At 69.1% G+C, this 25954-nt stretch carries 26 protein-coding genes, 1 tRNA gene and 2 pseudogenes; 21 read left to right on the top strand and 8 right to left on the bottom strand.

Annotation, left to right across the window (positions count from 1 at the left end):
• From VED21_RS16225 to VED21_RS16215, 3 genes and pseudogenes are all read left to right on the top strand, one after another.
• Window positions 1–285 (top strand): annotated as a pseudogene (locus tag VED21_RS16225) (septum site-determining protein MinD); the annotation flags it as partial.
• Window positions 282–530 (top strand): annotated as a pseudogene (gene minE, locus VED21_RS38920) (cell division topological specificity factor MinE); the annotation flags it as partial. The pseudogenes VED21_RS16225 and minE, both read left to right, overlap by 4 nt.
• A 248-nt stretch (window positions 531–778) precedes the next feature.
• On the top strand, window positions 779–1819 hold the full coding sequence (locus VED21_RS16215; RefSeq protein WP_324883789.1) for a DUF4238 domain-containing protein: 1041 nt from the start codon (window positions 779–781) through the stop codon (window positions 1817–1819).
• A gap of 5 nt (window positions 1820–1824) precedes the next feature.
• Here VED21_RS16215 and VED21_RS16210 read toward each other — a convergent pair whose 3' ends face one another.
• Window positions 1825–2169, bottom strand: coding sequence for a nucleotidyltransferase domain-containing protein (locus VED21_RS16210; protein ID WP_324883787.1), 345 nt, complete (start codon window positions 2167–2169; stop codon window positions 1825–1827).
• Between the two features lie 149 nt (window positions 2170–2318).
• On the opposite strand from VED21_RS16210, the gene VED21_RS16205 reads away from it, so the two are divergent.
• The 3 genes from VED21_RS16205 (at window position 2319) to VED21_RS16195 (ending at window position 5691) form a co-directional block, all read left to right on the top strand.
• Window positions 2319–3686, top strand: a complete 1368-nt coding sequence (locus tag VED21_RS16205; protein ID WP_324883785.1) for a CRTAC1 family protein — start codon at window positions 2319–2321, stop codon at window positions 3684–3686.
• A gap of 195 nt (window positions 3687–3881) precedes the next feature.
• On the top strand, window positions 3882–4406 hold the full coding sequence (locus VED21_RS16200) for a PAS domain-containing protein (protein WP_324883783.1): 525 nt from the start codon (window positions 3882–3884) through the stop codon (window positions 4404–4406).
• On the top strand, window positions 4381–5691 hold the full coding sequence (locus VED21_RS16195; RefSeq protein ID WP_324883780.1) for a methyl-accepting chemotaxis protein: 1311 nt from the start codon (window positions 4381–4383) through the stop codon (window positions 5689–5691). The genes VED21_RS16200 and VED21_RS16195 overlap by 26 nt, the downstream gene beginning before the upstream one ends.
• An 81-nt stretch (window positions 5692–5772) precedes the next feature.
• Here VED21_RS16195 and VED21_RS16190 read toward each other — a convergent pair whose 3' ends face one another.
• Window positions 5773–5955: a hypothetical protein gene (locus tag VED21_RS16190; RefSeq protein ID WP_324883778.1), complete on the bottom strand. Its 183-nt coding sequence runs from the start codon at window positions 5953–5955 to the stop codon at window positions 5773–5775.
• Between the two features lie 477 nt (window positions 5956–6432).
• On the opposite strand from VED21_RS16190, the gene VED21_RS16185 reads away from it, so the two are divergent.
• The 5 genes from VED21_RS16185 (at window position 6433) to VED21_RS16165 (ending at window position 10972) form a co-directional block, all read left to right on the top strand.
• A complete protein-coding gene (locus VED21_RS16185) occupies window positions 6433–7461 on the top strand; it encodes a methyl-accepting chemotaxis protein (protein WP_324883776.1) in 1029 nt (342 codons plus the stop codon).
• Window positions 7462–7576: 115 nt separating this feature from the next.
• A complete protein-coding gene (gene dgcA, locus VED21_RS16180) occupies window positions 7577–8575 on the top strand; it encodes an N-acetyl-D-Glu racemase DgcA (RefSeq protein ID WP_324883774.1) in 999 nt (332 codons plus the stop codon).
• A gap of 5 nt (window positions 8576–8580) precedes the next feature.
• Window positions 8581–8910 (top strand): cupin domain-containing protein, encoded by a 330-nt coding sequence (locus VED21_RS16175; protein ID WP_324883772.1) that lies wholly within the window; start codon window positions 8581–8583, stop codon window positions 8908–8910.
• A gap of 88 nt (window positions 8911–8998) precedes the next feature.
• Window positions 8999–9778 carry a M15 family metallopeptidase gene (locus VED21_RS16170; RefSeq protein WP_324883770.1) on the top strand — a complete coding sequence of 260 codons (780 nt, stop codon included), beginning with the start codon at window positions 8999–9001 and terminating at the stop codon, window positions 9776–9778.
• 6 nt (window positions 9779–9784) lie between these two features.
• Window positions 9785–10972 (top strand): MFS transporter, encoded by a 1188-nt coding sequence (locus VED21_RS16165; RefSeq protein ID WP_324883768.1) that lies wholly within the window; start codon window positions 9785–9787, stop codon window positions 10970–10972.
• A 46-nt stretch (window positions 10973–11018) separates the two neighbouring features.
• Here the strand turns inward: VED21_RS16165 and VED21_RS16160 are convergent, their stop codons facing one another.
• Window positions 11019–11864: an FAS1-like dehydratase domain-containing protein gene (locus VED21_RS16160; RefSeq protein WP_324883766.1), complete on the bottom strand. Its 846-nt coding sequence runs from the start codon at window positions 11862–11864 to the stop codon at window positions 11019–11021.
• A gap of 3 nt (window positions 11865–11867) precedes the next feature.
• Window positions 11868–12284, bottom strand: a complete 417-nt coding sequence (locus VED21_RS16155; RefSeq protein WP_324883764.1) for a 4a-hydroxytetrahydrobiopterin dehydratase — start codon at window positions 12282–12284, stop codon at window positions 11868–11870.
• Between the two features lie 340 nt (window positions 12285–12624).
• Between VED21_RS16155 and VED21_RS16150 the strand changes: the two genes are divergently transcribed.
• On the top strand, window positions 12625–14565 hold the full coding sequence (locus tag VED21_RS16150; RefSeq protein ID WP_324883762.1) for an acyltransferase family protein: 1941 nt from the start codon (window positions 12625–12627) through the stop codon (window positions 14563–14565).
• Window positions 14566–14703: 138 nt separating this feature from the next.
• On the top strand, window positions 14704–15297 hold the full coding sequence (locus tag VED21_RS16145; protein WP_324883760.1) for a uracil-DNA glycosylase: 594 nt from the start codon (window positions 14704–14706) through the stop codon (window positions 15295–15297).
• 46 nt (window positions 15298–15343) lie between these two features.
• Here the strand turns inward: VED21_RS16145 and VED21_RS16140 are convergent, their stop codons facing one another.
• The 4 genes from VED21_RS16140 to VED21_RS16125 all read right to left on the bottom strand — a co-directional run bounded on the left by VED21_RS16140 (window position 15344) and on the right by VED21_RS16125 (window position 19766).
• Window positions 15344–15667 (bottom strand): hypothetical protein, encoded by a 324-nt coding sequence (locus VED21_RS16140; protein WP_324883758.1) that lies wholly within the window; start codon window positions 15665–15667, stop codon window positions 15344–15346.
• A 253-nt stretch (window positions 15668–15920) separates the two neighbouring features.
• Window positions 15921–16889, bottom strand: a complete 969-nt coding sequence (locus tag VED21_RS16135) for a glucokinase (protein ID WP_324883756.1) — start codon at window positions 16887–16889, stop codon at window positions 15921–15923.
• On the bottom strand, window positions 16886–18283 hold the full coding sequence (otsA, locus tag VED21_RS16130; RefSeq protein ID WP_324883754.1) for an alpha,alpha-trehalose-phosphate synthase (UDP-forming): 1398 nt from the start codon (window positions 18281–18283) through the stop codon (window positions 16886–16888). The genes VED21_RS16135 and otsA overlap by 4 nt, the downstream gene beginning before the upstream one ends.
• A gap of 592 nt (window positions 18284–18875) precedes the next feature.
• Window positions 18876–19766 (bottom strand): N-formylglutamate amidohydrolase, encoded by an 891-nt coding sequence (locus VED21_RS16125; protein ID WP_324883795.1) that lies wholly within the window; start codon window positions 19764–19766, stop codon window positions 18876–18878.
• A 225-nt stretch (window positions 19767–19991) separates the two neighbouring features.
• Here VED21_RS16125 and VED21_RS16120 point away from each other — a divergent pair.
• From VED21_RS16120 to VED21_RS16085, 8 genes are all read left to right on the top strand, one after another.
• Window positions 19992–20066 (top strand) — tRNA-Val (locus VED21_RS16120).
• Between the two features lie 241 nt (window positions 20067–20307).
• Window positions 20308–20922: a helix-turn-helix transcriptional regulator gene (locus VED21_RS16115; protein WP_324883752.1), complete on the top strand. Its 615-nt coding sequence runs from the start codon at window positions 20308–20310 to the stop codon at window positions 20920–20922.
• A gap of 528 nt (window positions 20923–21450) precedes the next feature.
• Window positions 21451–22113 (top strand): hypothetical protein, encoded by a 663-nt coding sequence (locus tag VED21_RS16110; RefSeq protein WP_324883750.1) that lies wholly within the window; start codon window positions 21451–21453, stop codon window positions 22111–22113.
• 210 nt (window positions 22114–22323) lie between these two features.
• Window positions 22324–22905 carry a hypothetical protein gene (locus VED21_RS16105; RefSeq protein WP_324883748.1) on the top strand — a complete coding sequence of 194 codons (582 nt, stop codon included), beginning with the start codon at window positions 22324–22326 and terminating at the stop codon, window positions 22903–22905.
• Window positions 22905–23546 carry a phage baseplate assembly protein V gene (locus tag VED21_RS16100; protein ID WP_324883746.1) on the top strand — a complete coding sequence of 214 codons (642 nt, stop codon included), beginning with the start codon at window positions 22905–22907 and terminating at the stop codon, window positions 23544–23546. Before VED21_RS16105 ends, VED21_RS16100 begins: the two co-directional genes overlap by 1 nt.
• 28 nt (window positions 23547–23574) lie before the next feature.
• On the top strand, window positions 23575–23913 hold the full coding sequence (locus VED21_RS16095; protein WP_324883744.1) for a GPW/gp25 family protein: 339 nt from the start codon (window positions 23575–23577) through the stop codon (window positions 23911–23913).
• 3 nt (window positions 23914–23916) lie between these two features.
• Window positions 23917–24798 carry a baseplate assembly protein gene (locus tag VED21_RS16090; protein ID WP_324883742.1) on the top strand — a complete coding sequence of 294 codons (882 nt, stop codon included), beginning with the start codon at window positions 23917–23919 and terminating at the stop codon, window positions 24796–24798.
• Complete coding sequence (locus VED21_RS16085) at window positions 24799–25953, top strand: phage tail protein I (protein WP_324883739.1); 1155 nt, start codon at window positions 24799–24801, stop codon at window positions 25951–25953.
• Window position 25954 lies beyond the last annotated feature (1 nt).

Raw genomic sequence — 25954 nt, 5'->3', positions numbered from 1 at the left:
CTGCTGACCCGCTACGATCCGGAGCGCGTCGAGAAGGGCGAGATGCTGCGGGTGGACGACGTGCTGGAGATCCTGGCGATCCCGCTGCTCGGCGTGATCCCGGAGAGCCAGGCGGTGCTGCGCGCCTCCAACATCGGCATGCCGGTCATCCTGGACGAGGCGTCGAACGCCGGCCAAGCCTACCTGGACGCGGTCGGCCGCTTCCTGGGCGAGGACGTCGAGCACCGCTTCATCACCGTGCCGAAGAAGGGCCTGTTCAGCCGCCTCCTGCGGAGGTCGGCATGAGCATCTTCAGCTTCTTCCGTTCCGCGCCGAAGCCCTCCGCGGTCCAGGCGAAGGAGCGTCTGCAGATCGTCATGGCGCACGAGCGCGTCGGGCGCTCGGGCCCGGACTACCTGCCGATGCTCCAGCAGGAACTGCTGGCGGTGATCGCCAAGTACGTCGACATCGACGACAACAAGGTCGAGGTAAAGCTCGACCGTGGCGGCGACTGCTCGACGCTGGAGGTCAACATCGAGCTGCCGAGCCGCGACCAGATCAAGCCACCCAAGGCCGACGCTAAGGCCGCCGAGGCGAAGCCCGGCACCGGGAACGGCAAGCCCGATCCGGCCAAGCCGGCCAACGCCCCCTCGGCCGGCTCGGTGCTCACCAACGGCGGAGTGTCGAAGCGGCACTAATGATGGAGTGTTTTAAGTTGGGCGGCCACATTGGCGGCCCAACGTACGCCCGTATTTCAGTTGTCTGTTGCGGTTGGCAACGATAGATATTTTCGTGGAATATGTCTGAAAACAAAAAAGGCCGAGATCATTATGTTCCTAAAGTCTTGCTTCGCGGCTTTTGCGATGGCAAGCGCGAGATTGTGAGCATATTTGATAAGAAGTTAGGAAGGTCATTTAAATCTAATATTGCCAACGTTGCGGCGGAGCGAGGTTTTTATTCGGGTTTGGTTGGCGGAAGCGGCGCTGAAATTGATATAGAGGGGATTCTTGGTCGGTGTGAGCATGAATTCCGTGGGTGTTTGGATAAGATCCGCGAAGAAAGTTCGCTTGCTGTATTGGGCGAGAGAGAAAAGGCCGTAGTAAGTCTGTTTGTTGCTTTGCAGATGTTGCGCACTCCTCATGCGCGAGAGCAATTACTGCATGTCAATAGTTTGCTTTCGCAGAAGCTCAAAGAAATGGGGGTGGAAGATCCTGTACGTGAAGTGGAGGGATTCGAGGAGATAGATCAGGCGCGCGCGGCAAAGATTGCTAATATAATGCTGCTTCACCCAACTGAGTTTGCTAATATTATTTCAGGAAAAGCGTGGTTTTTGATGCGGGCGGCATCTGGTTGTCATTTTTACATTGGAGACAATCCGGTTGCGCGGCAAAATGTATGGAATGAAAACTCGCTTCGTGGAACATTGGGCTTGAGGAGCCAAGGGATTGAGGTCTATCTACCGATTACCGCGTCTTTGACTCTGTGTATGTTTTGCGAAAAGATGTATTCTGAACTTGTTGATCTGTATGAATCGGCAACCAGGGTTGTTCGAAACTATCAAGCAGCCTCTGTACTTGGAGTGCGGCCTCCGCCTCTCGAAGATGCTATCAGAGCTCGTCGTGCGGAGGAGCTAGCAAAGTCCATTAAGCCTACCATAGTGGCGATTGAAACTGGATGCGCAGTGGAGGCTTCCAAAGATAATGTCGAAAACTTGAATTCGCTCCAAGTAATTTACGCAGAGCGTTACGTGATGGCGTCCCGGTCGGATTCCGAGCTTGCGGACAATATGGTAAAGTCTGACAGCACATTACGATATGGCCCGAGAATGCAGTCGGCCTGACTTGCTTAGATGGTTCTTCCCTCCCGCAGCACGGCCTTGGCGAGATGGCCATCCTGGTGGCGGTCCGGGTCGCGCAGCGCGTCCTCCGGGAAGGGCAGGGCGTGCACAAGGATGCCGTCGGGCTCCATGAACGTGCGGTAGGCGGCGTCGAACACGCCGTCCACTTCCCGCCAGTAGTCGTCCACCCGGTCCAGCACGACGGCCGCGTCGAGGTCGCTGTCGGGCCGGTGGTCGCTCCGCGCGCGTGAGCCATAGACGTAAACGGCGCGCAGGCGTGGCCCGTAGCGCTCCTCCAGGTGGCGGCGGAACGCGGCGGCGGTCGAGCGGGTGCGGCTGTCGAGAGCGGCCATGCCTAAAATGTATCTCCAGCGCTTCCACTTTTCCATCCGTCCGGCCGCACGCGTCCCCGCCCCCGCCCCCGCTCCCCTTCCGTCCGGGTTTACGGCCGCGCCGAGTGGTGCTTAGCTGTGGGAACGGGGTGAGGAGGGGGAGAAGGCCGATGTTCCTCGATTGCGCGCAGCTCATCGCCGGCAACGAGCCGCGCCTGTCCAACGGGATGGCGGTTACCGACGTCGACGGCGACGGCGCCTTCGAGATCGTCGTAACCGGCTACGGCACCAACAACCTCGTCCTCAAATGGGACGGCAAGCAACTGCGCGACGTCGCCGACCCCGTGCTGGCCGACGCTTCGCGCATGGCGCTCGCCGTGGCCGCCGCCGACGTGGACGGCGACGGGCGGGAGGAGATCTACGTCGTCAACACCGACTGCGGCAACGAGTCCGACGAGACCTGCGACCGGCTGTTCGCCGGCTTCGGCAACCGCTGGATGGATCTGCTGAGCCAGTCGGAGAACGCCGCCGTCGCCAACCGGCTGCCCGGCCGCTCGGTCGCCGTGCTCGACCGCGCGGGGCGCGGCCGCTACGGCTTCCTGCTGGCCAGCGACGGGGCGCCGTTTCGCCTGTACGAGTTGGGCCGGCGCGGCCGGCTGGTGGATGCCGCCGAGGAGGCGGGGCTCGACCTGATCGGGTCGGGGCGCGGGCTGGTCTGCCTGCCGCTGCTGTCGGACCGCATGGACGTCTTCGCCGCCAACGAGGGCGGGCCGAACTTCCTGTTCCGCAACTTGGGCGACGGCACCTTCGAGGAGATCGCCGAGGAGCGCGGCGTCACCGATTCGCGATTCGCCGGGCGCGGCGTGGCGGCGCTGGACGCCGATGGCGACGGGCGCATGGACCTGGCGGTCGGGCATTGGGACGGGCCGCAGCGGCTGTACCTGCAGCGCTCCGGCGGCGGCTTCGTGGACGTGGCCGACGCCGAGATGTCGATGCCCGCCCGCGTCTCGTCGGTGATCGCCGCCGATTTCGACAACGACGGCCACGAGGAGCTGTTCTTCAACGTCTGCGGCGGGCCGAACCGCCTGTTCGCGTGGCGGCACGGGCAATGGACCGAAATCGACCTGGGCGACGCCACCGAGGAGCGGGGCTTCGGCACCGGCGCCGTGGTCGCCGACATCGACGGCGACGGCCGGCTGGAGCTGTTGATCGCGCACGGCGACGTGGCCGAGCAGCCGCTGACGCTCTATCGCACGGCGCCGAACGATAATGCATGGTTGCGCGTCCAGCCGCTCACGCCCTACGGCGCGCCGGCGCGCGGCGCGCTGGTCACCTGCATCGCCGACGGGCGGCGGCAGACCCGCGCGGTGTGCGCCGGCTCCGGCTATCTCTGCCAGATGGAGCCGGTGGCGCATTTCGGCCTGGGCGACGCCCGCGCGGTGGAGCGGGTCGAGGTCCGCTGGCCGGATGGCATGGAGGCGATCATCGAGGCGCCGCCCCTCGGGCGTGTGCTGACCGTGCCGCACCCGCCCGAGTGACCGGCGATGAATGACAGGCGATACTTCGATAGCGATATTTCAGGGCGGCAATAAACTTTAACCTTTCCGCAAACGGTTGTGCCCATTAAAGTCAAACGTCCCACCGTATTTCGGACGAATGCGGCGGGAGGGAGATGAAAGCGCCGTAACAATGAGCCCTGCGGCATCGCGCGCCGGGCCGCTTGAGGCATCCGTATGGCACGACGTGACGTTCCCCTGACCGGGGTGGAACGGTTCTTCGACGCTGGCGAGGTGATCGTCAGCAAGACCGATCTGAAGGGTCGCATCACCTACGCGAACCGCGTGTTCCAGCGCATCGCCGGCTATAGCGAGGACGAGCTGCTCGGCGCGCCGCATTCGATCGTGCGCCATCCGGACATGCCGCGCTGCGTCTTCAAGCTGCTGTGGGACACGCTGGCGGCGGAGAAGGAGATCTTCGCCTACGTCGTCAACCGCGCGCGCAACGGCGATCACTATTGGGTGTTCGCCCACGTCACGCCCAGCTACGACGACCAGGGCCGGGTGGTCGCCTACCACTCCAGCCGCCGGGTGCCCGAGCGTTCGGCCATCGACAAGGTGGCGCCGCTCTACCGCACGCTGCTCGACATCGAAGAGAGCCATGCCGACCGCAAGCAGGGCATGGAGGCCGCGTTCAACACCGTGGTGAAGCTGCTGACCGAGAAGGGGATCGGCTATGACGAATTCGTCTTCTCTCTCTAAGGCTTCGGCGCTGGCGGCGCTGGCAGCACTTCTGCAGGTGCTGAACCTCGCGGCGGACGGGCTGGGCGTCGGCGGCACGTTCGCGCGCATCGGCTTCAGCGCGGCGGCCTTCGGCGCGCTCATCGCGGCGGTGCTGTGCCTGCGCAGCGCCGCGCGCGCGGTGGCCGAGGCGACCGAGGTGTGCCGGCAGGTGGGGCGCGGCAACTTCGAGGCGCGCGTCGTCCGCGTCACCGAGAAGGGCGACCTGGGCGAGCTGTTCTACGGCCTGAACGACATGATCGACCGCACCGACGCCTTCGTGCGCGAGGCGGCGGCGTCGATGGCCTACGTCTCGTCCAACAAGTATTTCCGCCGCATCGTGCTGAAGGGCATGGACGGCAGCTTCCTGCACGCCAGCAGCACCATCAACGCCGCCACCGACGCCATGGCGCAGAGGGTGAAGGGCTTCGCCGGCGTGACCGAGCGGTTCGAGGGGCAGATCCGGCAGGTCTGTTCCGAGGTGGCGGGTGCCGCGCACCACCTGGAGATGAGCGCGCGGTCCATGGAGACCGACGCGCAGACGGCGACCGGCAAGGCCTCGTCGGTGGCGAGTGCCGCGGCGCAGACCGGTTCCAGCGTCGGCAGCGTGGCGGCGGCGACCGAGGAGCTGTCGGCCTCCATCGGCGAGATCGCGCGGCAGGTGGAGGAGGTGGCCTCCGTCGCCTCCGACGCGGCGGGCGAGGCGGAGCGCACCAACGCGCTGGTCGGCGACCTGTCGGGTGCCGCGCGGACGGTGGGCGATGTCATCACGCTGATCAACGACATCGCGTCGCAGACCAACCTGCTGGCGCTGAACGCCACCATCGAGGCGGCGCGGGCGGGGGAGGCCGGCAAGGGCTTCGCCGTCGTGGCGCAGGAGGTCAAGCGTTTGGCCGATCAGACGGCCAAGGCGACGGGCGAGATCAGCCAGCAGATCGCCGGCATCCAGTCCTCGACCGAGCAGGCGGTGGGCGCCATCGTCGGCATCGCCCGGACCATCCACAACATCAACGACATCGCCGGCGGCATCGCCTCGGCCATCGAGCAGCAGGGCGGCGCCATCCGCGAGATCGTGCAGAACATGGACCAGGCGGCGGCCGGCACGCGCGCCGTGTCCGACGACATCCGCGAGGTCACCACCGCCGCGGAGCGCACCTGCGGCACCGCGCACGAAGTGTTCGCCGCCTCCGAACAGATGGCCGTGCAGGCCGACCGGCTGGCGCACGAAGTGCAGGTGTTCCTGGACGAGATCCACAAGGTCGCCTGACGCCCGGGACCTCTTCGGAAAACGAAACGGGCCGCTCCCCGAAGGGGGCGGCCCGTTCGCTTTGGCATGGGCGCCCGGTCTTTAGCCGCGCGTGCCGGTGGGCGTCGACTGCTGGCCGCCGGTGGAGGCGGTGTCCGCGGCCGGCGTCTGCGGCAGGCTGACGCTCTTGTGAGTCGTCGTGCATTCGGCGCTGGCGATCCCTGCCGTCAGGAGGGCGGCAAGGCCGAACGCGGCGGCGACGACCGGATTGGCTCCATGAGACATTGGATCACCTCCTTTCTGTTGTTCGCTGCGGAAACCAATGGTGGCATGCCACGTCCGCCCTGCCCATTGCTCAGAAGGTATAGCCGGCGCCCCGCGGCGCGCGCGGCGCGCATGCCTGTGCACTGGGCGTTTGCCCATCCATTGGGGCGTTGCCGCAAAAATGGGCAGTGTTTCTGACATTCTTGCGCGATGCCGGAACATTCTTGCAGGAATGTGCGACAATATGACTGAATCCGGCGTCACGTTCCCGTTGTGATCGCGCGTTCACGTTCGCTGTGATGTTGCATTGCACCAGCTGCCAAATATTTCAGCATTGTCACAGGAAGGTAGTCGTAATTTTTATGTGGTTATTGGCGCCGCTCGGTTGCCAAACACCCGTTTTTCAAGGCCTCCAGCCGATCGTGAAAACTTGATAAATGTTGGCACGAGAATTGATTCATGTCTCACCAAAGGATTGGGTGACGGAGAGGCATGGCCATGAGTGTAGGCAGCAACCAGCTTTTCGACCTGTCGCGCGAGGTGCTCGACGTCGCCTCCCGCAAGGTTTCCCTGATCGAGGACATCACCCGCCGCACCAAGATGCTGGCCATGAACGCCTTGATCGAGGCGGCGCGGGCCGGTGACGCCGGGCGGGGCTTCGCCGTGGTGGCCAACGAGGTGTCGGAGATCTCCAAGCAGGTCAACACCATCACCCGCGACCTGCGCAGCGAGATCACCAGCCGCGTCGACCACCTGACCTCCGCCGGCAGCGAGATGGTGCGCGAGATGCGCGGCAAGCGCCTCGCCGACCTGGCGCTCAACATGATCGAGATCATCGACCGCAACCTGTACGAACGGTCCTGCGACGTGCGCTGGTGGGCGACCGACAGCGCGGTCGTGGAGTGCGCCGTCGATCCGACGGCGGCCAATTGCGAGCACGCCTCCCAGCGCCTGGGCGTGATCCTGGAATCCTACACCGTCTACCTCGACCTCTGGATCGCCGACCTCAAGGGCAACGTCATCGCCACCGGCCGGCCGAAGTTCTATCCCGGCGCGGTCGGCGCCAACGTGGCCGACGAGCAGTGGTTCCGCCAGGGCCTCGCCACCCGGCACGGCGGCGAGTTCACCGTGGCCGACGTCGGCCGCAACCGCCGGCTCGACGACCGCACGGTGGCGACCTACGCCACCGCCATCCGCAAGGGCGGGACCGCCGACGGCGATCCCATCGGCGTGCTCGGCATCTTCTTCGACTGGGAGCCGCAGGCCCGCGCCGTGGTGGAAGGCGTGCGGCTGGAGGATGGTGAGCGCCAGCACACGCGCTGCCTGCTCCTGGACGCGCGGCACCGGGTCATCGCCTCCTCCGACGGGCGGGGCATCCTGACGGAGACGGTCCCGCTGCGCACCGACGGCCGCACCATGGGCTATTACGCGCAGGGTGACGGCCGCACGGTCGGCTTCTCGCTGACGCCGGGCTACGAGACGTACCGCGGGTTGGGCTGGTACGGCGTCATCGTGCAGGGGCCTTGACCGGAAGGTCCATCGCCTGAAGACCATGGCCCGCGTGCGTTGACCGGCGGCGGGGGGCGGCTATGCTGGACGGGTGCGCGGCGCCTCCCCGCGCGTCCCGTCCCGCAGGCCCATCATGTCCGTGTCCCGCCGCCGTCTCGTCATTCGCCGTGAGAGCTTCCCGATCCGCGGCGCTTTCCGCATCTCGCGCGGCGCCAAGACGGCCGCCGAGGTGGTGGTCGCCGAGGTGCAGGACGGCGACCGGCGCGGGCGCGGCGAGTGCGTTCCCTACGCCCGCTACGGCGAGAGCGTCGACGGCGTCGCCGCGGCGCTGGAGGTGATGGCCGACGCGGTGGCCGCCGGCCTCGGCCGTGACGAGCTGCAGCGGACCATGCCGGCCGGTGCGGCACGCAACGCGCTGGACTGCGCGCTGTGGGATCTGGAGGCCAAGGGTGCCGGTGTCCCCGCATGGCGCCTCGCCGGGCTGACGCAGGCGCCGGGGCCGCTCACCACCTGCTACACGCTCAGCGTCGACGAGCCGGCGGCCATGGCCGCGGCGGCACGGGACGTGGTGGCGCGCCACCCGTTGCTTAAGATGAAGCTGACCGGCGAGGGCGACCTGGAGCGTGTGCGCGCCGTGCGCGCGGCGGCTCCGGCGGCGCGATTGGTGGTCGACGCCAACGAGGGCTGGACGCTTGGCCACCTCGACCGCTTCGCGCCTGAGTTCGCGGCACTGGGCGTCGAGTTGATCGAGCAGCCGCTGCCGGCGGGCCAGGACGAGGCGCTGCGCGGCGTGCGGTGCCCGGTGCCGCTCGGCGCCGACGAGTCCTTCCACGGGCTGGACAGCCTGGAGCGGCTGAAGGGCCTCTACCAAGTCGTCAACGTCAAGTTGGACAAGACCGGCGGGCTGACCGAGGCGCTGGCCGTCAAGGCAGCGGCCGAGGCGGCGGGGTTCGGCCTGATGGTCGGCTGCATGGTGGCGACGTCGCTGGCGATGGCGCCGGCGGTCCTGCTGGCGCAGGGGGTATCCTTCGTCGATCTGGACGGGCCGCTTCTGCTGGCCGAAGATCGCGTGCCGGGGCTGCGCTACGACGGCGCGCTCGTCCATCCGCCGGAACCGGACCTATGGGGGTAGCCGCCATGGAAAACCTGCTGCGCCACATTCCGAAGGACGTTCCCGACGAGCTGATCTTCACGCTGGCCGAGAGCGACACCGTGCGCATCGAACGCATCGTCTCCTCCGGCCAGTCCTCGCCCGAGGGGTTCTGGTACGACCAGGAGTGGGACGAGTTCGTGCTGGTCGTCCAGGGTGCCGCCGGCCTGGAGATCGACGGCGAGCCGGAGCGGACGCTGAAGCACGGTGACTGGCTGGTCATCCCCTCGCACGTCCGTCACCGCGTCACCTGGACCCAGGCCGACCCGCCCACCGTGTGGCTGGCCGTGCACCACCGGCCGAAGGTGGGGGCCTGACCCGCGCGTCCGGCGCTTGCCGCGCCGGGAATATCAGGTCAAGCTCACGTTCCCGCGTTTCCGCCGGATCCGCCCCAACGGAGTCCTCATGTCCGTCCGCACCCTTGCCGCCGCGCTGTTCGCCGCCCTTTCGTTCAGCCTGTCGGCGCAGGCCGGCCCGCTGCCGGACGGCTTCGTCCACCTGCGCGCCGTGGACCCGACCATCGTGCAGGAGATGCGCTACTACGGGCCGCACAACTTCATCGGCAGGCCGATCGACGGCTACCATGCCCCGGAGTGCATCCTCACCCGCCCGGCGGCCGAGGCGCTGGCCAAGGTCAACGCCGAGCTGACGGCGTCCGGCCTGCGGCTCAAGGTGTTCGACTGCTACCGCCCGCAGATGTCGGTGGACCACTTCGTGCGCTGGAGCAAGGAGGTGGCCGACCAGACGATGAAGACCGCCTTCTACCCGGAGGTGAACAAGGCAGACTTCTTCAAGCTGGGCTACGTGGCGGAGAAGTCCGGCCATTCGCGCGGCAGCACGGTGGACGTCACCGTCATCCCCGCCGACGCCCGCGCGCCGGAGATCTACATCGAGGGCAGGACGGCGCTGGCCGACTGCCGCGCGCCCTACACCCAGCGGTTCCGCGACAACGGGCTGGACTTCGGCACCGACTACGACTGCTTCGACCCCAAGTCGCACCCGGACAGCGCGGCCGTCAGCCTCGTCGCCCGCCACAACCGCGCCATGCTGGCCGAGCTGATGGGCAAGCACGGCTTCAAGCCGCTGCCGGAGGAGTGGTGGCACTTCACCCTGCGCGACGAGCCGTTCCCGCAGACCTTCTTCAACTTCCCCGTCGTGGCGCCGCAGGGCGCCCCGGCACCCTGAGGTCACATGACGCTGCTGCCCTACGGACGCAACGCGCCGCTGCTGGCGCTGGCCCAAGCGTTGTACTCCACGTCGCTGATGATCACGGTCACGCTGGCCGGCCTCGTGGGGGCGCAGCTGGCGCCGTCGCCGGCGCTGTCCACGCTGCCGCTGGCGCTGATGATGATCGGCAACATCGCCGTCGCCGGGCCGGTGTCGCTGCTGATGCAGCGCTTCGGCCGGCGCGCCGGCTTCACGCTGGGCGGCGGGGCGGCGGCGCTGGGCGGCATCGTCTGCGCCTACGCCGTGGTGTGGGGCAGCTTCGCGCTGTTCTGCGCCGGTACGGCGCTGGTCGGCGTGTTTCAGGCGGCGTCCATGTACTTCCGGCTGGCGGCGGCCGATGGCGTGGCGCCGGAGCGGCGCGGCGGGGCGGTGTCGATGGTGCTGACCGGCGGCATCCTGGCGGCGCTGATCGCGCCGACGCTGACGCTGTGGACCAAGGACTGGTGGGCGCCGATCCCCTTCGCTGGGTCCTTCCTGGCGCTGTCCGTCCTCGGCCTCGCCACGCTGGTGCCGGTGGCGGTGCTGGCCGAGCATCGCGGCCCCGGTGGCGGGACGGGCGGCGGTGGGCGGCCGATGGGGGTGATCGTCCGCCAGCCGATCTTCATCGCCGCGGCGGCCAACGTGGCGGTGGGGCAGGGCGTCATGATCCTGGTCATGCACGCGACACCGCTGGCCATGGTCGGCTGCGGACTCACCGTCGGCGACGCGGCGGGCGTCATCCAGTGGCACGTGCTGGGCATGTACGTGCCCTCCTTCCTGACCGGGCGGATCATCAACCGGACCGGCGCCGCGCCGGTGGCGGCGCTGGGGGCGGCCGTGCTGGCGGCGAGCGCCACGGTGTCCGCCTGGGACCAGTCGCTGCCGTTCTTCCAGGCCGGGCTGGTGCTGCTGGGCATCGGGTGGAACTTCATGTACGTCGCCGGCACCACCATGCTGACGCAGTCCCACACCGCCGAGGAGCGCGGGCGCGTCCAGGGCATGGCGGAGATGGCGGTGGCGGCCACCGGGGCGGTCGCCAGCTTCGCGTCCGGCGGGCTGATCAGCCAGATCGGCTGGACCGCCGTCAACGTCGGCATGGTGCCGCTGCTGGCGCTTGCCATCGCCGCCACGCTCTGGCACCTCACGCAAAGCGCGCGGCTGAAGGCGGCCTGACCTACGCCAGCGTTTCCTAGGCCAGCGTTTCCTAGGCCAGCGTCTCCTAGGCCAGCGTCGCCTCGGCCCGCATCGCCAGCTCGCCGGCCGGGCCGGTGACCCACAGGTCGACGCGGTCGCCGTCCGGATGGCCGTTCAGCGTGAAGGGCGCGGTGTCGAACACCGGCGCCATGGCGCGGTACCAGAAGCCGACGATCGCGGCGTCCGGCCGCGCCCGGCGCACGAGGTCGAGCAGCAGCGTCGCCATCAGCGGCCCGTGCACCAGCAGGCCGGGATACCCCTCCTCCTCGGCCGCGTAGGGGCGGTCGTAGTGGATGCGGTGGCCGTTGAAGGTCAGCGCCGAATAGCGGAACAGCATCACCGGGCTGGGGTGCACGGTGCGCGTCCACGCGGCGTCCGTGGGCGCCGGCTCCAGTGTCGGGGCCGGCGCGCCGGGCTCGTCATGGTCGCGGTAGACGATGTCGTGCTCCTCCACCAGCGCCGTGCCGCCCCGCACAGCACCGATGGTGTGGCGGACCTGGACGAAGACCAGCTCGCCCGTGCGGCCCTGCTTGACGCGCACGTCGGCCACCTCCGACAGGCGTTCGGCGGTGTCGCCGACGCGCAGCGGGGCCAGGAAGGTCAGGCGCCCGCCGGCCCACATCCGCCGCGGCAACTGCACCGGCGGCAGGAAGCCGCCGCGCAGCGGGTGCCCGTCCGGCCCCAGCCGGGTGAGCGGCGTGGCGTCCAGGAAGTACAGCCAGTGGCCGCCCGGCGGCACGGCGTCGCCCATGACGGGCGGCGCCTCGTCGCCCAGCGTGGCGGCGAGCGCGGCGAGCGGCCACGGCACCAGGATGTCCGTTCGCCGCTCGCTGCGGCCGATCCAGGCGCGGAGGGAGTCGGCGTTCGCCACGGCTCAGCGCGCCGTGGGCGAGACGTCGCCCGAGGAGACGGAGGCCGGGACGTACGGCTCGGTCTCCAGGCCGTTGACCTTGGCGGCCATGATGAAGTCGTTCTCGTGCAGGCCGTTGATCTTGTGCGTCCAGAACTTCACGGTGCAGTAGCCCCAGCCGTGGATGATCTCGGCGTGGTGGCCTTCCTCCTCGCACAGGTTGCCGACACGCACGGCGAAGGCCTGCGCCTGCCGGAAGTCGCCGAACTTGAAGGTGCGCACGAGGTGGTCGGGGTTCTCGGCGAGGCTCCAGCCCGGCACCTGCACGAGGTATTCCTGCGCCATGGCGCGCTCCATCGGCGGGATGCCGCCGCGGCACGGCTCGCACTTGCCGCTGGCGAGGTCGCACGCGGGGCCGCCCTGCTCGGGTTCGCCGGTCATCGCTTCTCTCCCGGATTGGTCTTGTGGGTTCTGCAAGAATGCTAGGGGGCGCGGGGCGGTTCGGCAACCCGCCCCATCGGTCGGGTCGGCCCGGCAAATGTAGCCGGATGCAACGCCATGCAACACCCCGGAGGGGAGTGTTTCATTCCGCCTCCCGAGGCCGACGCCCGGCCTGTGCTCGGAAAGGCTGCGTTGAGGACGAACGTTGACTGCCACGTTGCCATCCATCATCGCCTCGTTTACCTTGCGGCGAAATCAAGTAGCTGTGTAGCGACAGGCCGGATTTTTCCTGCACTCTCTAGACGGCAGTGGAAGAACCAGGGTTCTGCTGGAGAAAAAAGTGCATATCAGCAAGGTTACTGGACCGTTTTCTCCGGTCGAGCATAGTGATTACAGGCGGGATATCGATGGCCTGAGGGCGGTCGCGGTTCTGTCTGTTGTGGCGTTTCATGCGTCACCACTGAATTTTCGCGGAGGTTTCGTTGGCGTCGACATATTTTTCGTCATTTCCGGATTTCTGATATCGTCCATCATCATGAATGGGCTGCTTCGGGGCAGCTTCAGCTTCGCCGATTTTTACGCGCGCCGGATCAAAAGGATATTCCCCGCCCTCATCGTCGTCGTCGCCGGTACGTATGCCCTGGGATATTTTATCTTCCTCCCGGACGATTACAGGAATTTCGGCAAGCACATCGTTTCCGGCGCTGCATTCATCTCGAACATCACGCTGTGGAGCGAGGCCGGGTATTTCGACCGCGCGGCGGAAACGAAGCCGCTTCTGCATCTCTGGTCGCTTGGCGTTGAAGAACAGTTCTACATCCTGTTCCCGGCCCTTCTTTATGTTTTTCACAGGCTGAAGGTCGGGCTGATCTGGCCGATTACGCTTGGCCTGATCGCGTCGTTCGCGGTTAACATCGGGACGGTGCATTCGAGCCCGGCGGCCGCCTTCTTCTCGCCCGCGTCCCGCTTTTGGGAGTTGCTGGTCGGTGGGCTGCTCGCCTATCTGACCGTGCACCGGGCCGAGGTCCTTCCGCAGCGCGCGATGGTGCGCAACACCCTGTCGTTCATCGGCCTGGCGCTGCTCCTGGCCGCCATGGTCCTGACGGACAAGAGCAAGGCGTTTCCCGGCTGGTGGGCGGTGATGCCCACCACGGGCGCGGCCCTGATGATCGCCGCGGGGCCTCAGGCCTGGGCAAACCGCTGGATTCTCGGGAACCGGCTGGCGGTGTGGATCGGCCTGATCAGCTATCCGCTGTATCTCTGGCACTGGCCGCTGCTGTCGCTGGCGTCCATCGACGCGATCGGGGAGCCGCCGACGCGGCTGGTCCGATTCGGGGCGGTGGGCGCCTCCATCCTGCTTGCCTGGCTGACCTACCGGTTCGTCGAGATTCCCATCCGCTTCACCCCCCACCGCAGCGCCTGGAAGGTGGCCGCGCTGTGCGCGACCATGGCGTCCGTGGGGGCCGTCGGCTTCGTGACCTACCGCTCGGACGGGCTCAGCTTCCGGTACCCGACGCTGATCGCCGACCTCATCACCGGAAATTTCAACCGCTGGCCGACGATCCCGCTCACCGAAAAGTGCTTCCTCAACCCCGATGAAGGCGACTCGCGGTTCGGCGCCTGCACCGAGCCGGGCAAGCAGCCCCTGATGTACATCTGGGGCGATTCGCATTCCGGCATGCTGGCCAACGGCCTGATGCTGTACCGGCAGCAGCATGAGATCGGCCACAGGGTCGCCGTCTACACCGCAAGCGCGTGCCCTCCCTTGCTGGACTACGACCAGAACAGCAGACCCCTGTGCCGGTCCGTCAACGACGCCAACTTCCGCCGGATCAAGGAGTTGCGCCCCGACGTCCTGGTCATGAGCGCCTTCTGGATGCCGGACAACCTGACGCCGCTCGGAGACACGCTGGAGCGGCTGAAGGCCATCGGCGTGAAGCGCATCATCGTCGTCGGGTCGCCGCCGGCCTGGAAGGACGACCTGCCGAAGGTGCTGTTCGCCTATTACAGGCAGGGAGGCGGGAAGCAGATGCCGCCCGCGCGGATGATGTTCGGGCTGCACGAAGACAGGCTGGACTTCGACCGTCTGGTCCGCTCGGTCGCGGAACGGCACGGCGTCACCTACATGTCGGCGATGGACATGCTGTGCACCGAAGAGGGCTGCCTGACCCGGTACGCGGACAAGGCGTCCGCGCTGACGGGCTTCGATACGGTCCATCTTTCCCTGCCGGCCGCCGAACGGCTGGCGGAGCGTCTGATCGAGCAGACCGGAGCGAATTGACCGGAGCGAATTGACGGGAGTGCCATCGCATCGGGACGGTGGAGGTGCCGCGCGGGCTCGGCTATACGGGCTGGGGGCGTGGACCCCTTGGCCCTTTCGCCTGTTTCGGCAGGCAGACCGTCGCAGCGGAACCGAGCGATGACCGAATTGCCCTTCGTCGACTACCAGTATCCCTCCCGCCCCGCCGGGGAGCGCCGCCTCGCCATCGTCGGCGAGGCGCCGGGGGCCGAGGAGGTGCGGCAGGGCATCCCCTTCGCCGGGCGCAGCGGCAAGCTGCTGGACGAGAACCTGCACGCCGCCGGCATCGACCGCGCCCAGGTGCTGGTCGCCAACGTCTTCCGCCGCCAGCCGCCGGGCAACAAGGTCGGCCACTTCTTCGCCTCGCGCACCCGTGCGCGCAAGGAGGGGCGCGGCATCGACGAGCGCTGGGGGCCGTTCGGCACGTCGGACTGGGTGCTGGCGGAGTTCTCCGCCGACGTCGAGCACCTGCAGCGCACGCTGACTGAATATGCCCCGGCGGTGATCGTGGCGCTGGGCCGCACGCCGCTGTGGGCGCTGACCGGGCTGAACGGCATCATGCAGCTGCGCGGCACCGTGCAGCCCAGCCGTCTGGTGCCGGGGGCCGAGGTGGTGCCGACCTTCCACCCCAGCTACATCCTGCGCGGCCAACTGGTCGAGCAACCGACCTTCCTGGCCGACCTGCGCCTTGCGGTGGCGCGGCTGGAAGGGTGAAGACGTGATCCTGCGGGAGCGCCGTAGGTTGGCGCCAAGCGCCGGCCTACGATTTCTGGGGCGTCACGGCGGTGGTGAACAGGGCGCGGGCGTGCGTGGCGGCGTTTTCGGCGCGCTCCGGCGCGCCGGCGCACAGGCCGCACAGGTCGGAGGCCACGGCCAGCAGCTTGGACCGGATGTCCGGGTTGTCCAGGTGCAGCAGGCGGATCAGGGCGTTCGCGCGCTCGGCGCGCTCGCTGATCCAGGCGGCGGGTTCCTGCCGGACGCAGATCTCGCAGCCCAGATCCACCACGGGATCCGCTATGGCCGCGGCCGAATCGGCGGCCGCCGGACCGCGCGCGGGCGGTTCGTACTCGATGCTGCCGGTCATGGCGTCCCCTGGTTACAGCGGCGCTTCCGGATCTGAACGCTCCCATGTCGCCATTCCCGCCTTCGCGGAAATGACGGTGCAGGGGGATTCGGATCTTTCGGAAAATCGCGCCGACGGCCTATGCCGTTGGTTCAGGGTTATGTTCGCACACAACCATTCGCGCGTCAAATGGTCGCAATGGTGCGATCCAGCGAAGACTCGCCGGGTCGCCACGTCCGGGCATTGCATATAAGGGTATGTAATTGCCGGGCGCTCAGCGCCCCAGCGTTTCGACGAGGCCGAGGAAGGCCGGCAGCGGGTGGGTGATGACGTAGGTGGGGATGGGGGCGAGGTAGTCGCGCATCCGCCCCTTTTCGGTGAAGCGCTTGCGGAAGCGGGAGTGGGCGAAGAACGGCCCCAGCTTCGGCACGATGCCGCCGGCGATGTAGACGCCGCCGCGCGCGCCCAGCGTCAGCGCCAGGTTGCCGGCAACGGTGCCGAGCATGGCGCAGAACATCTCCACCGCCTCCACGCAGTGCGCGTTGGAGCCGTCGAGCGCCGCCGCGGTGATGTCCGCCGGAGTCAGCGGCGGCGGCTCGCGCCCGTCCAGCACCATCAGCGCCTCGAACAGGTTGACGAGGCCGGGGCCGGAGATCACGCGCTCCGCCGAGACGTGGTCGAATTTCTTGCGCAGCTGGGCCAGCACGGCGCTCTCGCGGTCGCTGACCGGCGCCATGGTGGTGTGGCCGCCCTCCCCCGACAGCGCCGTCCAACCCGCCGGGCCGGGCACGAGGCCGGAGGTGCCGAGCCCGCTGCCCGGACCGATGACGCCGACGACGGCGCCCGGCACCGGGCTGCCCTCGCCGATCTGCTGGCGGTCGGATTCGCCCAGGCGCGGCACCGACATGGCGACGGCGGTGAAGTCGTTGATCACCTCCAGCCGTTCCAGCCCCAGGGCCTGCCGCACGGTGGAGATGGTGACGCCCCAGGGCAGGTTGGTCATGGTGATGCGGTCGCCGGTGATCGGGCCGGCGATGCAGAAGGCACCGTCGCGCGGGCGCGGGCCGGTTGCGGCTGCGGTGCGCAGGTAGGCGTCGGCCGCCGCCTCCAGCGAGGGGAAGTCGGCGCAGCGGTAGATGCGGGAATCCCGCACGCCGGTGCCGTCCATCAGGCCGAAGCGGGCGTTGGTGCCGCCGATGTCGGCGACGAGGACGGGCGAATCGGCGGCGGGGCTGGCGGTCATGCGTAGGGCGCTCGGGTCAGGGCGTTGACGAAGGTTTCCCGCCACCGCGTGATGTCGTTGCGGCGCAGGGTGCGCATCATGGCGGCGTGGCGCTCCCGCCGTTCCTCCAGCGGCATGGTGAGCGCCCGCTGCAGCGCATCCGCCATCCCTTCGATGTCGAAGGGGTTGACGATCACCGCCTCGGTCAGCTCCCGCGCCGCACCGGCGAATTCGGACAGCACCAGCACGCCCGGATCGTCGGGATTCTGGCACGCCACGTATTCCTTCGCCACAAGGTTCATGCCGTCGCGCAAGGGGGTGACGAAGCCGACGTTGGCCTGCCGGTAGAAGCCGGCCAGGATGCGGCGGCCGAAGCTCTTGTTCAGATAGCGGATCGGCACCCAGTCGAACTCGGCGAAGCGGCCGTTGACGCGGCCGGACAGTTCCGACAGTTCGCGGCGGATGGCGATGTATTCCGGCACGTCCTCGCGCGACGGCGGGGCGATCTGCAGGAAGGACACGCGGTTGCAGTGCTCGGGATAGCTTTCCAGCAGCTGCTGGAACGCCTCGAACCGGTGCGGCAGGCCCTTGGAGTAGTCGAGCCGGTCGACGCCGATGATCAGCCGCCGGCCCACCAGGCTCTCGCGCAGCCGCTCGGCGTGGCGGGAGCGGGCGGTGGTCTGCGCCAGGCTGGCCAGCGGTTCGGTGTCGATGCTGATGGGGAAGGCGCGGACCAGCAGCGTGCGGCCGAAGGCGCGGACGCGGCAGCCGCCCTCGGCCGGCGCATCCTCGACCTCGCCGCGCTCCTCGTAGCGGATGTAGTTGAGGAAGCAGCGCAGGTCCGTCTCGGTGTGGAAACCGACGAGGTCGTAGGCGCACAGCTCGCGGATCAGCTCGCGGTGGTTGGGCAGAACGCGCAGCACCTCCGGCGCGGGGAAGGGCGTGTGCAGGAAGAAGCCCATGCGCTGGGTGCAGCCCATCTCGCGCAGCCGCTCGCCGAACGGGATCAGGTGGTAGTCGTGCACCCAGATCATGTCGTCCGGCGCCAGCAGCGGCGCCAGCCGGTCGGCGAAATAGGCGTTGACCCGCTGGTAGCCCTCGCGCGTGCGGCGGCTGACCGAGAACAGGCCGACGCGGTAGTGGAACAGCGGCCACAGCGTCTGGTTGGCGAAGCCGTTGTAGTATTCCTCATAGTCGCGGCGGCCGAGGTCGACGGTGGCGTAGGTGAGGCGGCCGACGTCGGTGCGGTTCGGCTCGCCCTGCGATTCCCCCTCGACCACGGTGCCGCTCCAGCCGAACCAGATGCCGCCGGTCCGCTTCAGGGCGGCCAGCACGGCGACGGCGAGGCCGCCGGCGGCCTGCTTGCCCTCGTCGATCGGGGCCACGCGGTTGGACACGACGACCAGTCTGCTCACGGTGGGGGCCTCCCGTTTTCGAAGGGGGTGTGGCCGCGACCGGACAGGGTCGGCAGCGGGGCGCGGCCGGCACGTCGCAAGAACGGCCACCCCGCCGGGTAGGTTCCCTGCGGATGGGCAACCTTGAGCGGTGCGTCGTGCGCGACCCAGCCATGACGTGGCTGTGGAGGGGGCCGTATGGGGTTGTCCGCACGGCCGCATGGGCCCAGGTCATACACCGCGCTGGGCATACGGGGAAATGCGCCGGACCGGCTATGCCCGCGGCGCCAGCCGGGCCGTTCGACCCCGCCGTTGGTCGCCGTCCGTTGTGCATCGCAACATGACTTAGGCCATATGGTAGCGACTCGGCACCCAATGCCCTCGCCTAACGCATTGGATCGAAAGAGAAAGCATTTTCCCCTTGATCCCGGACCACCTCACGATCATATTGTGCAGTGCGACATCGGTCGTGTCTGCGATGCGGACGGTGTCGTAACGCACTTCTTGGGCGTTTCCTCCCTAGACTCGGGCCGCGGGATCTTCCCGCGGCCTTTTTTCTTGTCCGGAGCCCGGATGGGGAAGGGGATGGGGATGGGGATGGGGAAGGGGACGGTCAGCGCCCGCTCAGGGACCGGGCGTCGAGGCGGCCGAGCAGGAGCATCAGCTCCGCCATGTGTTCGGCCAGCACCGGCAGGAAGGGCAGGCGGGCGAGGTTCGCCTCGTCCATGTAGAGGTCGCGGTTCAGTTCGATCTGCAGCGCGTGCACGCCCAGCCGGGGACGGCCGTAGTGGCGGGTGGTGAAGCCGCCGGCATAGGGGGTGTTGCGGCTGACGATGTAGCCCTTGGCGCGCAGCAGGCGTTCCGCGGCGTCGGTGACGGCGGGCGCGCAGGCGCTGCCGAAGCAGTCGCCCAGCACCATGTCGACGCGCCGGCCGTCGCGCTCGCGGTCTCCGGCGCCGCCGGACGGCATGGAGTGGCAGTCGAGCAGGATGCAGCGGCCGAAGCGGGCGGTGGTGGCGTCGATCAGCCGGCGCAGCGCCGCGTGGTAGGGGTGGTAGAACCGGGTCACCCGCTGGGCCGCCTCGGCGAAGCGCAGCTTGTCGCGGTAGATCTCCTCGCCGTTGGCGACGACGCGGGCGATGGTGCCCAGCCCCGCCGCCACGCGTGGCGAGCGGGTGTTGACGTAGGCCGGCAGTGAATCCGCGAACATGTCCGGGTCGAGTTCGAACGCCTCGCGGTTGGCGTCGAGGAAGGAGCGCGGGAAGAGCGCGCGCAGCAGCGGCGCGCCGTGCGCGGGTGCCGAAGCGAAGATCTCGTCGACGAAGGCGTCCTCGGACTTGCGCAGGGTCTGCCCGTCCAGCCGGGCGGCGGCCAGGAACGCGGGCGGGTAGTGCCGCCCGCTGTGCGGCGAGGCGACGACCAGCGCCAGGGCCTGGTCCGGCGGCGCCTGGATCTCGAACACCTGGTCGGCGCCGGCCGTGGCGTTATCGAAGTGCGCGTCCATGATCCCAGTGATGTAGTCGACGAGCCCCGTGCTGTCACGCCGGACCATCGTTGCTCCCGGCCGTTACGCCCGGCCTACAACAGCCGGACGGGGGCGGCGGTCCGCGGCCGGCGAGGGGAAATGGCGAGACTGCAAAAAAATGAACGGAGGGGGTTGCGTGCCCTGGCGGATGTTGATATACCCCGCGCCACGCCAGCCGGGCGGACACGAGACGCCGGGCCAGCCGGGCGCGTAGCTCAGCGGGAGAGCACTACGTTGACATCGTAGGGGTCACAGGTTCAATCCCTGTCGCGCCCACCATGAAGGCCAGCAACCTCGACGGGTTGCTGGCCTTCGCCCGTTCTGGGGCTTGGCCATCCGCCGGCGGGCCGCGGCCGGCCGGCACGACCGGCAAGGCGCGGGCGTTGCCGCATTCCGGCGCCAAATCCTTCAGCGCCGCCTTGTGGGTGGACCGTGCACGCCGTGAACGCACGAATCCATATATGGTATATTCTTGCCCGGTCGGACGGTCGACCCGTCGCGTGAGGAAGGAGACGTGGCAATGGCCGCTGCCGTGGAGAGCGAAGGCGCCCGCACCATAGGCTCCTGGCTTCGTGCATGGCGAAAGGCCGCGGGCCTGAGGCAGGAGGACCTGGCGGCCGAGATCGACGTCAAGCAGGCCAGCATTTCGCGTTGGGAAAAGGACGTCGTCCAGCCGAATGTCGAGGACCTGAACAGGCTGTACGCGCTGTTCAAGGGCAAAGGACTGAGCGTCGCTCCGCCGCCGGTGGTGAACGGGGCGGACAGGGAGGAAGCGCCTCTGCTGGGGGCGATCCGGCAAGGCGGCGTCGTCCGCCGCGGAGCCGCGGATCAGGAGCGCGTGGCAGCCCGGCAGGCCCCGGACGACCGGCCGCTGGTGGCCTATCGCATTGACACCGACGCACTGACGCCGTTCGGCAACGGCTGGCTGGTGCTGGCGCACGACCACAAGGCCGGATCCAACCCGGCGGAGTGCCGTGACAAGCTGTGCGTCGCCGCCGACGAACGGCATGGCACCGTGCTCGGCTGGCTGCGCGCCGTGCGCGGCGGCTATGTGCTGGAACGCATCAACGCGTCCACCATTCCCCTCGATTCCCTTCTGTGGGTGGAGAAGGTGGTGGAGATCAGGCCGACGTAGCCGGCCGAGGCAGCACCGGGAGCCGAAAGGTCCGCCGGCTCGATCCCCTCCGCCGCGAACCGTTCCAGCGCGGCGGGCATGCCGCACCAGCGAGCGTGCCGCACACGATCCCGGCTCGGGCCGGAACCATGGCAACACAGGCACCGGACGAGGCGCCCGCCGCGCGGGTCCGGGTCGTCGCCTTCCCGCATCCACCCGCCGTTCCTCGCCAGACTGTCGAAACAACGCTGCATGGCACTGCGCCTCGCGGTTCAGGGGTGTTGTTGCGGCTTTTATTCTACAAATAGGACTATGAGCCTGGAAAAATGGGCTGTCAAGGCGGGGGTGCAAAGTCCCGCTCAACCGTCGTTCGCCCTGCGCGCAGGGTGCCAGTCGCTATGGGAGGGAAGGCAAGCCGCAACCCCGGCGGTGGATTCAATACGCGTGGTGGATTCGAATAGCGATGTTCTGGTCTTGTTCCGCGGTATACCTGCGCGCTATATGCGCATATAGTATATTTGTGTACGTGCCAGCGATGGAGATACGATCGTGGCGAAGGGAACCAAGGACAGGAGAGACCGGCGTGTCGGCCCCGGGCGGCCCTTCACGCCGGGCCAGGACGTGCCGGTCACGAGGGATCAGGCGCTGCAAACCACCACGCCGGAGCGCCTGGGCCACTCCGCCCATGTGGTGGAAGCGCGCGACGCCACGGACGGCGGTGCGCCGCCATCCCTTGGCGTCCGGGTGCTGGACGCGTGCCCGCTGGACGCCTACCGGCGGCGCGGCGTGCTCGATTCGCGTCAGCACGATGCCGGGGCGTGGCTGGCGCGGTGTTTCCGCAAGGCCGTGCATCAGCCGTCCATGACGACGTGCTATGGCGAGCGCCTGGGCGGCGGTGGCGGCGCCGATCCGATGCTGGATGGCCGGAACACGCTGTGGCGGGTCCTTCTGGCCAGCGGATTGGCCACCAAGGCGGCCAAGGGAACCGCGGCCGGTGGTGGCGACGCCTTGCGGGACTCCGGCGCCGGCATGGCACTCACGCCCACGGGGGTGGTGGCCATCAACGTGTGCGGCATGGAGGAATGGGCCGGCGGCACCCGCAACCTTGCAAAGTTGCGCACCGCCCTGGACGCGCTGGCCGATCACCTGCGGATCGGCCAGGAAACAGGCGCCGTCCCACGGGGCCAGGGCGCCGGTGCAGATCGTCGATAAGAATATGTTCGTATTTTCGGTTGACACATAGGCATGTTTTCCGGTAACTCTTGCATACCGTGGCGCTTCGTGTCGCAGCCGCAGCCGGAACCCCCGCTCTGGAACGAGAGCGGGGGTTTTCGTTTGGGCATCCCGCTTCCCCGCACCCGGCCGCGACGCCGCCACGCCCCGTCACACCACCCCCCGTCACACCACGACGAGATGAACGCCATGCACCCCAGAACCGTCATCCGCCACGCGCTGGTGGCCCACCTGGGCCAGCCGCTGCCGGACACCGATCCGCCGTCCTACCGCACCGCCGCCGGGGACAGGGTGTACGCCGCCCGCTCCGCGCCGGTGCCGTCGGACGGCCTGCCGTGCCTCGCCGTGCACACCGGCGAGGATGTGCGGGACGCCAGTGCCCCGGCGAACGCGGAAGGCCCGGAACGGCGCCTGCTCACCATCGTGGTGGAGGGCGTGGTGGAGGGCTCGGCCCCCGGCGCGAACGCGGACGACGCGGCGGATGCCCTGGCGCTGGAGGTGGAAAGCGCGGTGCGCGCCGACCCCACGCTGGGCGGCCTCGTCGAGGGCATCCGGCTGGAAAGGACGGCGACGGCGGCGACGGGCAGCGGCGATGACCAGACGGTCGTCGCCAAACTGACCTTCGGCGCCGTCTACTACGCGCACCTGCCGGCCGGGGACGGGCCGCCGCCGCCCACGCAGCTCTACGGTTCCTGGGAGCCGAACACCGGCCCGGCCCACCTGGACGACTACCAGCGGATCGAGCAGGGCCAACTGCCGGAGGTGCGGTGATGACCCCGGAGTTCGTAGACCTGGAGCGCCGCGTCGCCAACGTGGTGCACTTCGCCACCGTGGAGGCCGCCGACTACGCCAAGGCCCGCGTGCGGGTGCGCATCGGCCCCAACGTCACCGCGTGGCTGCCCTGGGCCGCCGCGCGGGCCGGCGGCGATCGCTCCTGGCATCCGCCGGAGGTGGGGGAACAGGTGGTCCTCGCCGCACCCTGCGGGGACCTGAACCAGGCGGTGGTGCTGGGCTCCGTCTATCAGGCGAAGCACGCCGCACCGGGCGACCGGGCCACCGTCTCCCGCACCGTGTGGGAGGACGGGGCCGTCCTGGAATACGACCGCGCGGCGCACGCCTACACCCTGGACGTGCCGGCCGCCGGCACCATCACCCTGCACCTGGGGGCGGCCCGGGTGGTGCTGACGAACGACGGCGTCGCGCTGGAATGCGGCGGCTCCCGCCTGTCCGTCACGCCGGACGCGATCACGCTGGCCGCCCCCGCGGTGGGCATGTCGGCGGGCGGGGGGAGCGGCACGGCCACGCTGGCCGGCAACTTCCGCATGCAGGGCCAGTTGGCCGTGACCGGCGACGTGTCGGCCAGCGGCAGCGTCTTGGACGGCGGCGGCAACTCCAATCATCACAGCCATTAGGCCACCACTCACACTAGCGGAGACCCCAATGCTGGGCATGGACGCCGCGACCGGCCGCCCGCTGGGCGGGCTGGCGCACCTGCGCCAATCCATCCGGGACATCCTGACCACCCGCACCGGCACGCGCGTCATGCGGCGCGACTACGGCTCGGACCTGCCGAACCTGGTGGACCGGCCGATGAACCCGGCGCTGGCCGTGGACCTCTACGCCGCCACCGCCAAGGCGCTGCGGCGGTGGGAGCCGCGCCTCCTTCTCACCCGCGTCCGCATCGCCCAGGCCCGGCCGGGCCGGGTGGAACTGTCGCTGGAAGGCATTTACCGGCCGGACGGTCAGCGCGTGACCATGGACGGCATCGTTGTGGAGTAGGCAATGCCCGCGATCGACCTTTCCCAGCTCCCCGCCCCGACGGTGGTGGAAGCGCTGGATTTCGAGACCATCCTGGCCGCCATGCGCGCCGACCTGCAGGCCCGCTGGCCCGAATTCTCCGCCGCCGTCGAGAGCGACCCGGTGATGAAGGTGCTGGAGGTGGCCGCCTACCGCGAGCTGCTGCTGCGCCAGCGCGTGAACGACGCGGCGCGGGGCGTGCTGGTGGCGACCGCCGCCGGCGCCGACCTGGACAACCTGGGCGCGCTCCTGAACGTGCGGCGGCTGGTGGTGACGCCGGCCGACCCCGCCGCCAATCCGCCGCGCGCGGCGGTGCTGGAGGACGACGCCCGGTTCCGCCAGCGCATCGTCCTGGCGCTGGAGGGCTATCCGACGGCCGGCGCCACCGGCGCCTACCGGTTCCACGCCCTGTCCGCCACGGCCGACGTGAAGGACGTGGCGGTGCGCAGCCCCTATCCCGGCAAGGTCCGGGTGGTGGTGCTGTCGCGTGCCGTCGGCGGGGCGGCGGACGCCGCGCTGCTGGCCACCGTGCAGGCGGCCCTGTCGGACGAGAAGGTGCGGCCGCTGACCGACAGCGTGGAGGTGGTGTCCGCCGCCGTCGTGCCGTACCGCGTGACCGCCACGCTGCACGTCCAGCCCGGGCCGGACGCGCTGGTGGTGAAGCGGGCGGCGGAGGAGGCCGTGGCCGCCTACGTCGCCGGCCGGCACGCCATCGGGGCGGGGGTGGCGGTGTCCGGCCTGCTGGCCGCCCTGCACCAGCCGGGCTGCCGCACCGTCCGGCTGGCCGAGCCGGCGGCCGACCTGGAGGTGGGGCCGGACTCCGCCCCCTTCTGCGAGGCCGTGACCATCACCGTGGAGGAGGGGTAAATGACCGCGTCCCTTTTGCCCTCCAATGCGACTGTAGCGGAGACGGCGATCGCCGCGACAGCGGGGCGGCTGTCCGCCGTTCCCGTCCCCAACCGGGACCTGTGGAACCCGCAGGCCATCCCCGCCCACCTCCTGCCGTGGCTGGCGTGGTCGCTGTCCATCGGCGAGGAATGGACGCTGGCGACGACGGAGCAGGAACAGCGCGACATGGTCGCGGCGGCCGTCGACCTGCACCGCTACAAGGGCACGCCCTTCGCCGTTCGGCGCGGCCTGCGGGCCGCCGGCTTCCGCGACGCGACCCTGCACGAGGGGGAGCCGGTGCTGCGCCACGACGGCGCGTTCCGGCGCGACGGCACCGAGGATTACAACGTCGGGCGCCGCTGGGCGCTGTTCTCCGTCACCCTGGACCTGGGCAACGACAAGGGGTTCGACGATTCGGTGGCGGCCCGTGCGCGCACGGCCATCGCGGTGTGGAAGAACGCCCGCTCCCACCTGCACCGGATCGAGCTGAAGGCCACGCTGTCGGAGGCGCGGAACGCGCCCCCCGCCGCGGCGCCGGCCCTGCACGTCGGGCTGCATTCGTCCGGCGTCCGCGCGGGCTGGCGCGATGGCACGCACCGCCGCGCGGCGCCCACCCGGTACGTGCGGGACGGGGCGTTCACCTATGGCGCCGGGGTGCGGCGCGACGGCGCCGCCCGCTGGACCGGGCTGCGCTTCGGCCGGCCGCGCGTGCAGGCGATGCTGCACGCCGGCCTTCGGCTGGAGGTGCTGCGCGGGGTGGGGGTGTCGCGGGACGGCGCCATCCGCTTCTCCGGCGTCCACCGGCGCGGCGACACCGGGGCGCTGGACGTGTGGCCGCCCGTCCGGCGCGTGGCGCTGGACGACGCCCGCGCGGCGTGGCCGGAGATCCCCGGCTTCCTGGTCCACCCGGACCCGGCGGCATGGGCCGAAGGGCGGCCGCTGGACGGCCCGGTGTACGGCGCCGCCGTGCGCCGCCATCCGCGCGACGCGTCCTTCCGGCGCGACGGCTCCCGCGCCTTCGGGCCGCTGGAGACGACCTACTACACCCAGCAGGGCAACACCGTCCTTCAGACCGTGTGGGATTACGACACCACGCAATGGGACGGCGACACCACCGAGTGGGACGAGGCGTAGC

The organism is Azospirillum sp., assembly GCF_035627195.1.
GTDB lineage: Bacteria > Pseudomonadota > Alphaproteobacteria > Azospirillales > Azospirillaceae > Azospirillum.
Note: the sequence above shows the minus strand (reverse complement) of the source record. Positions and strands in the feature narration are given on the sequence as shown.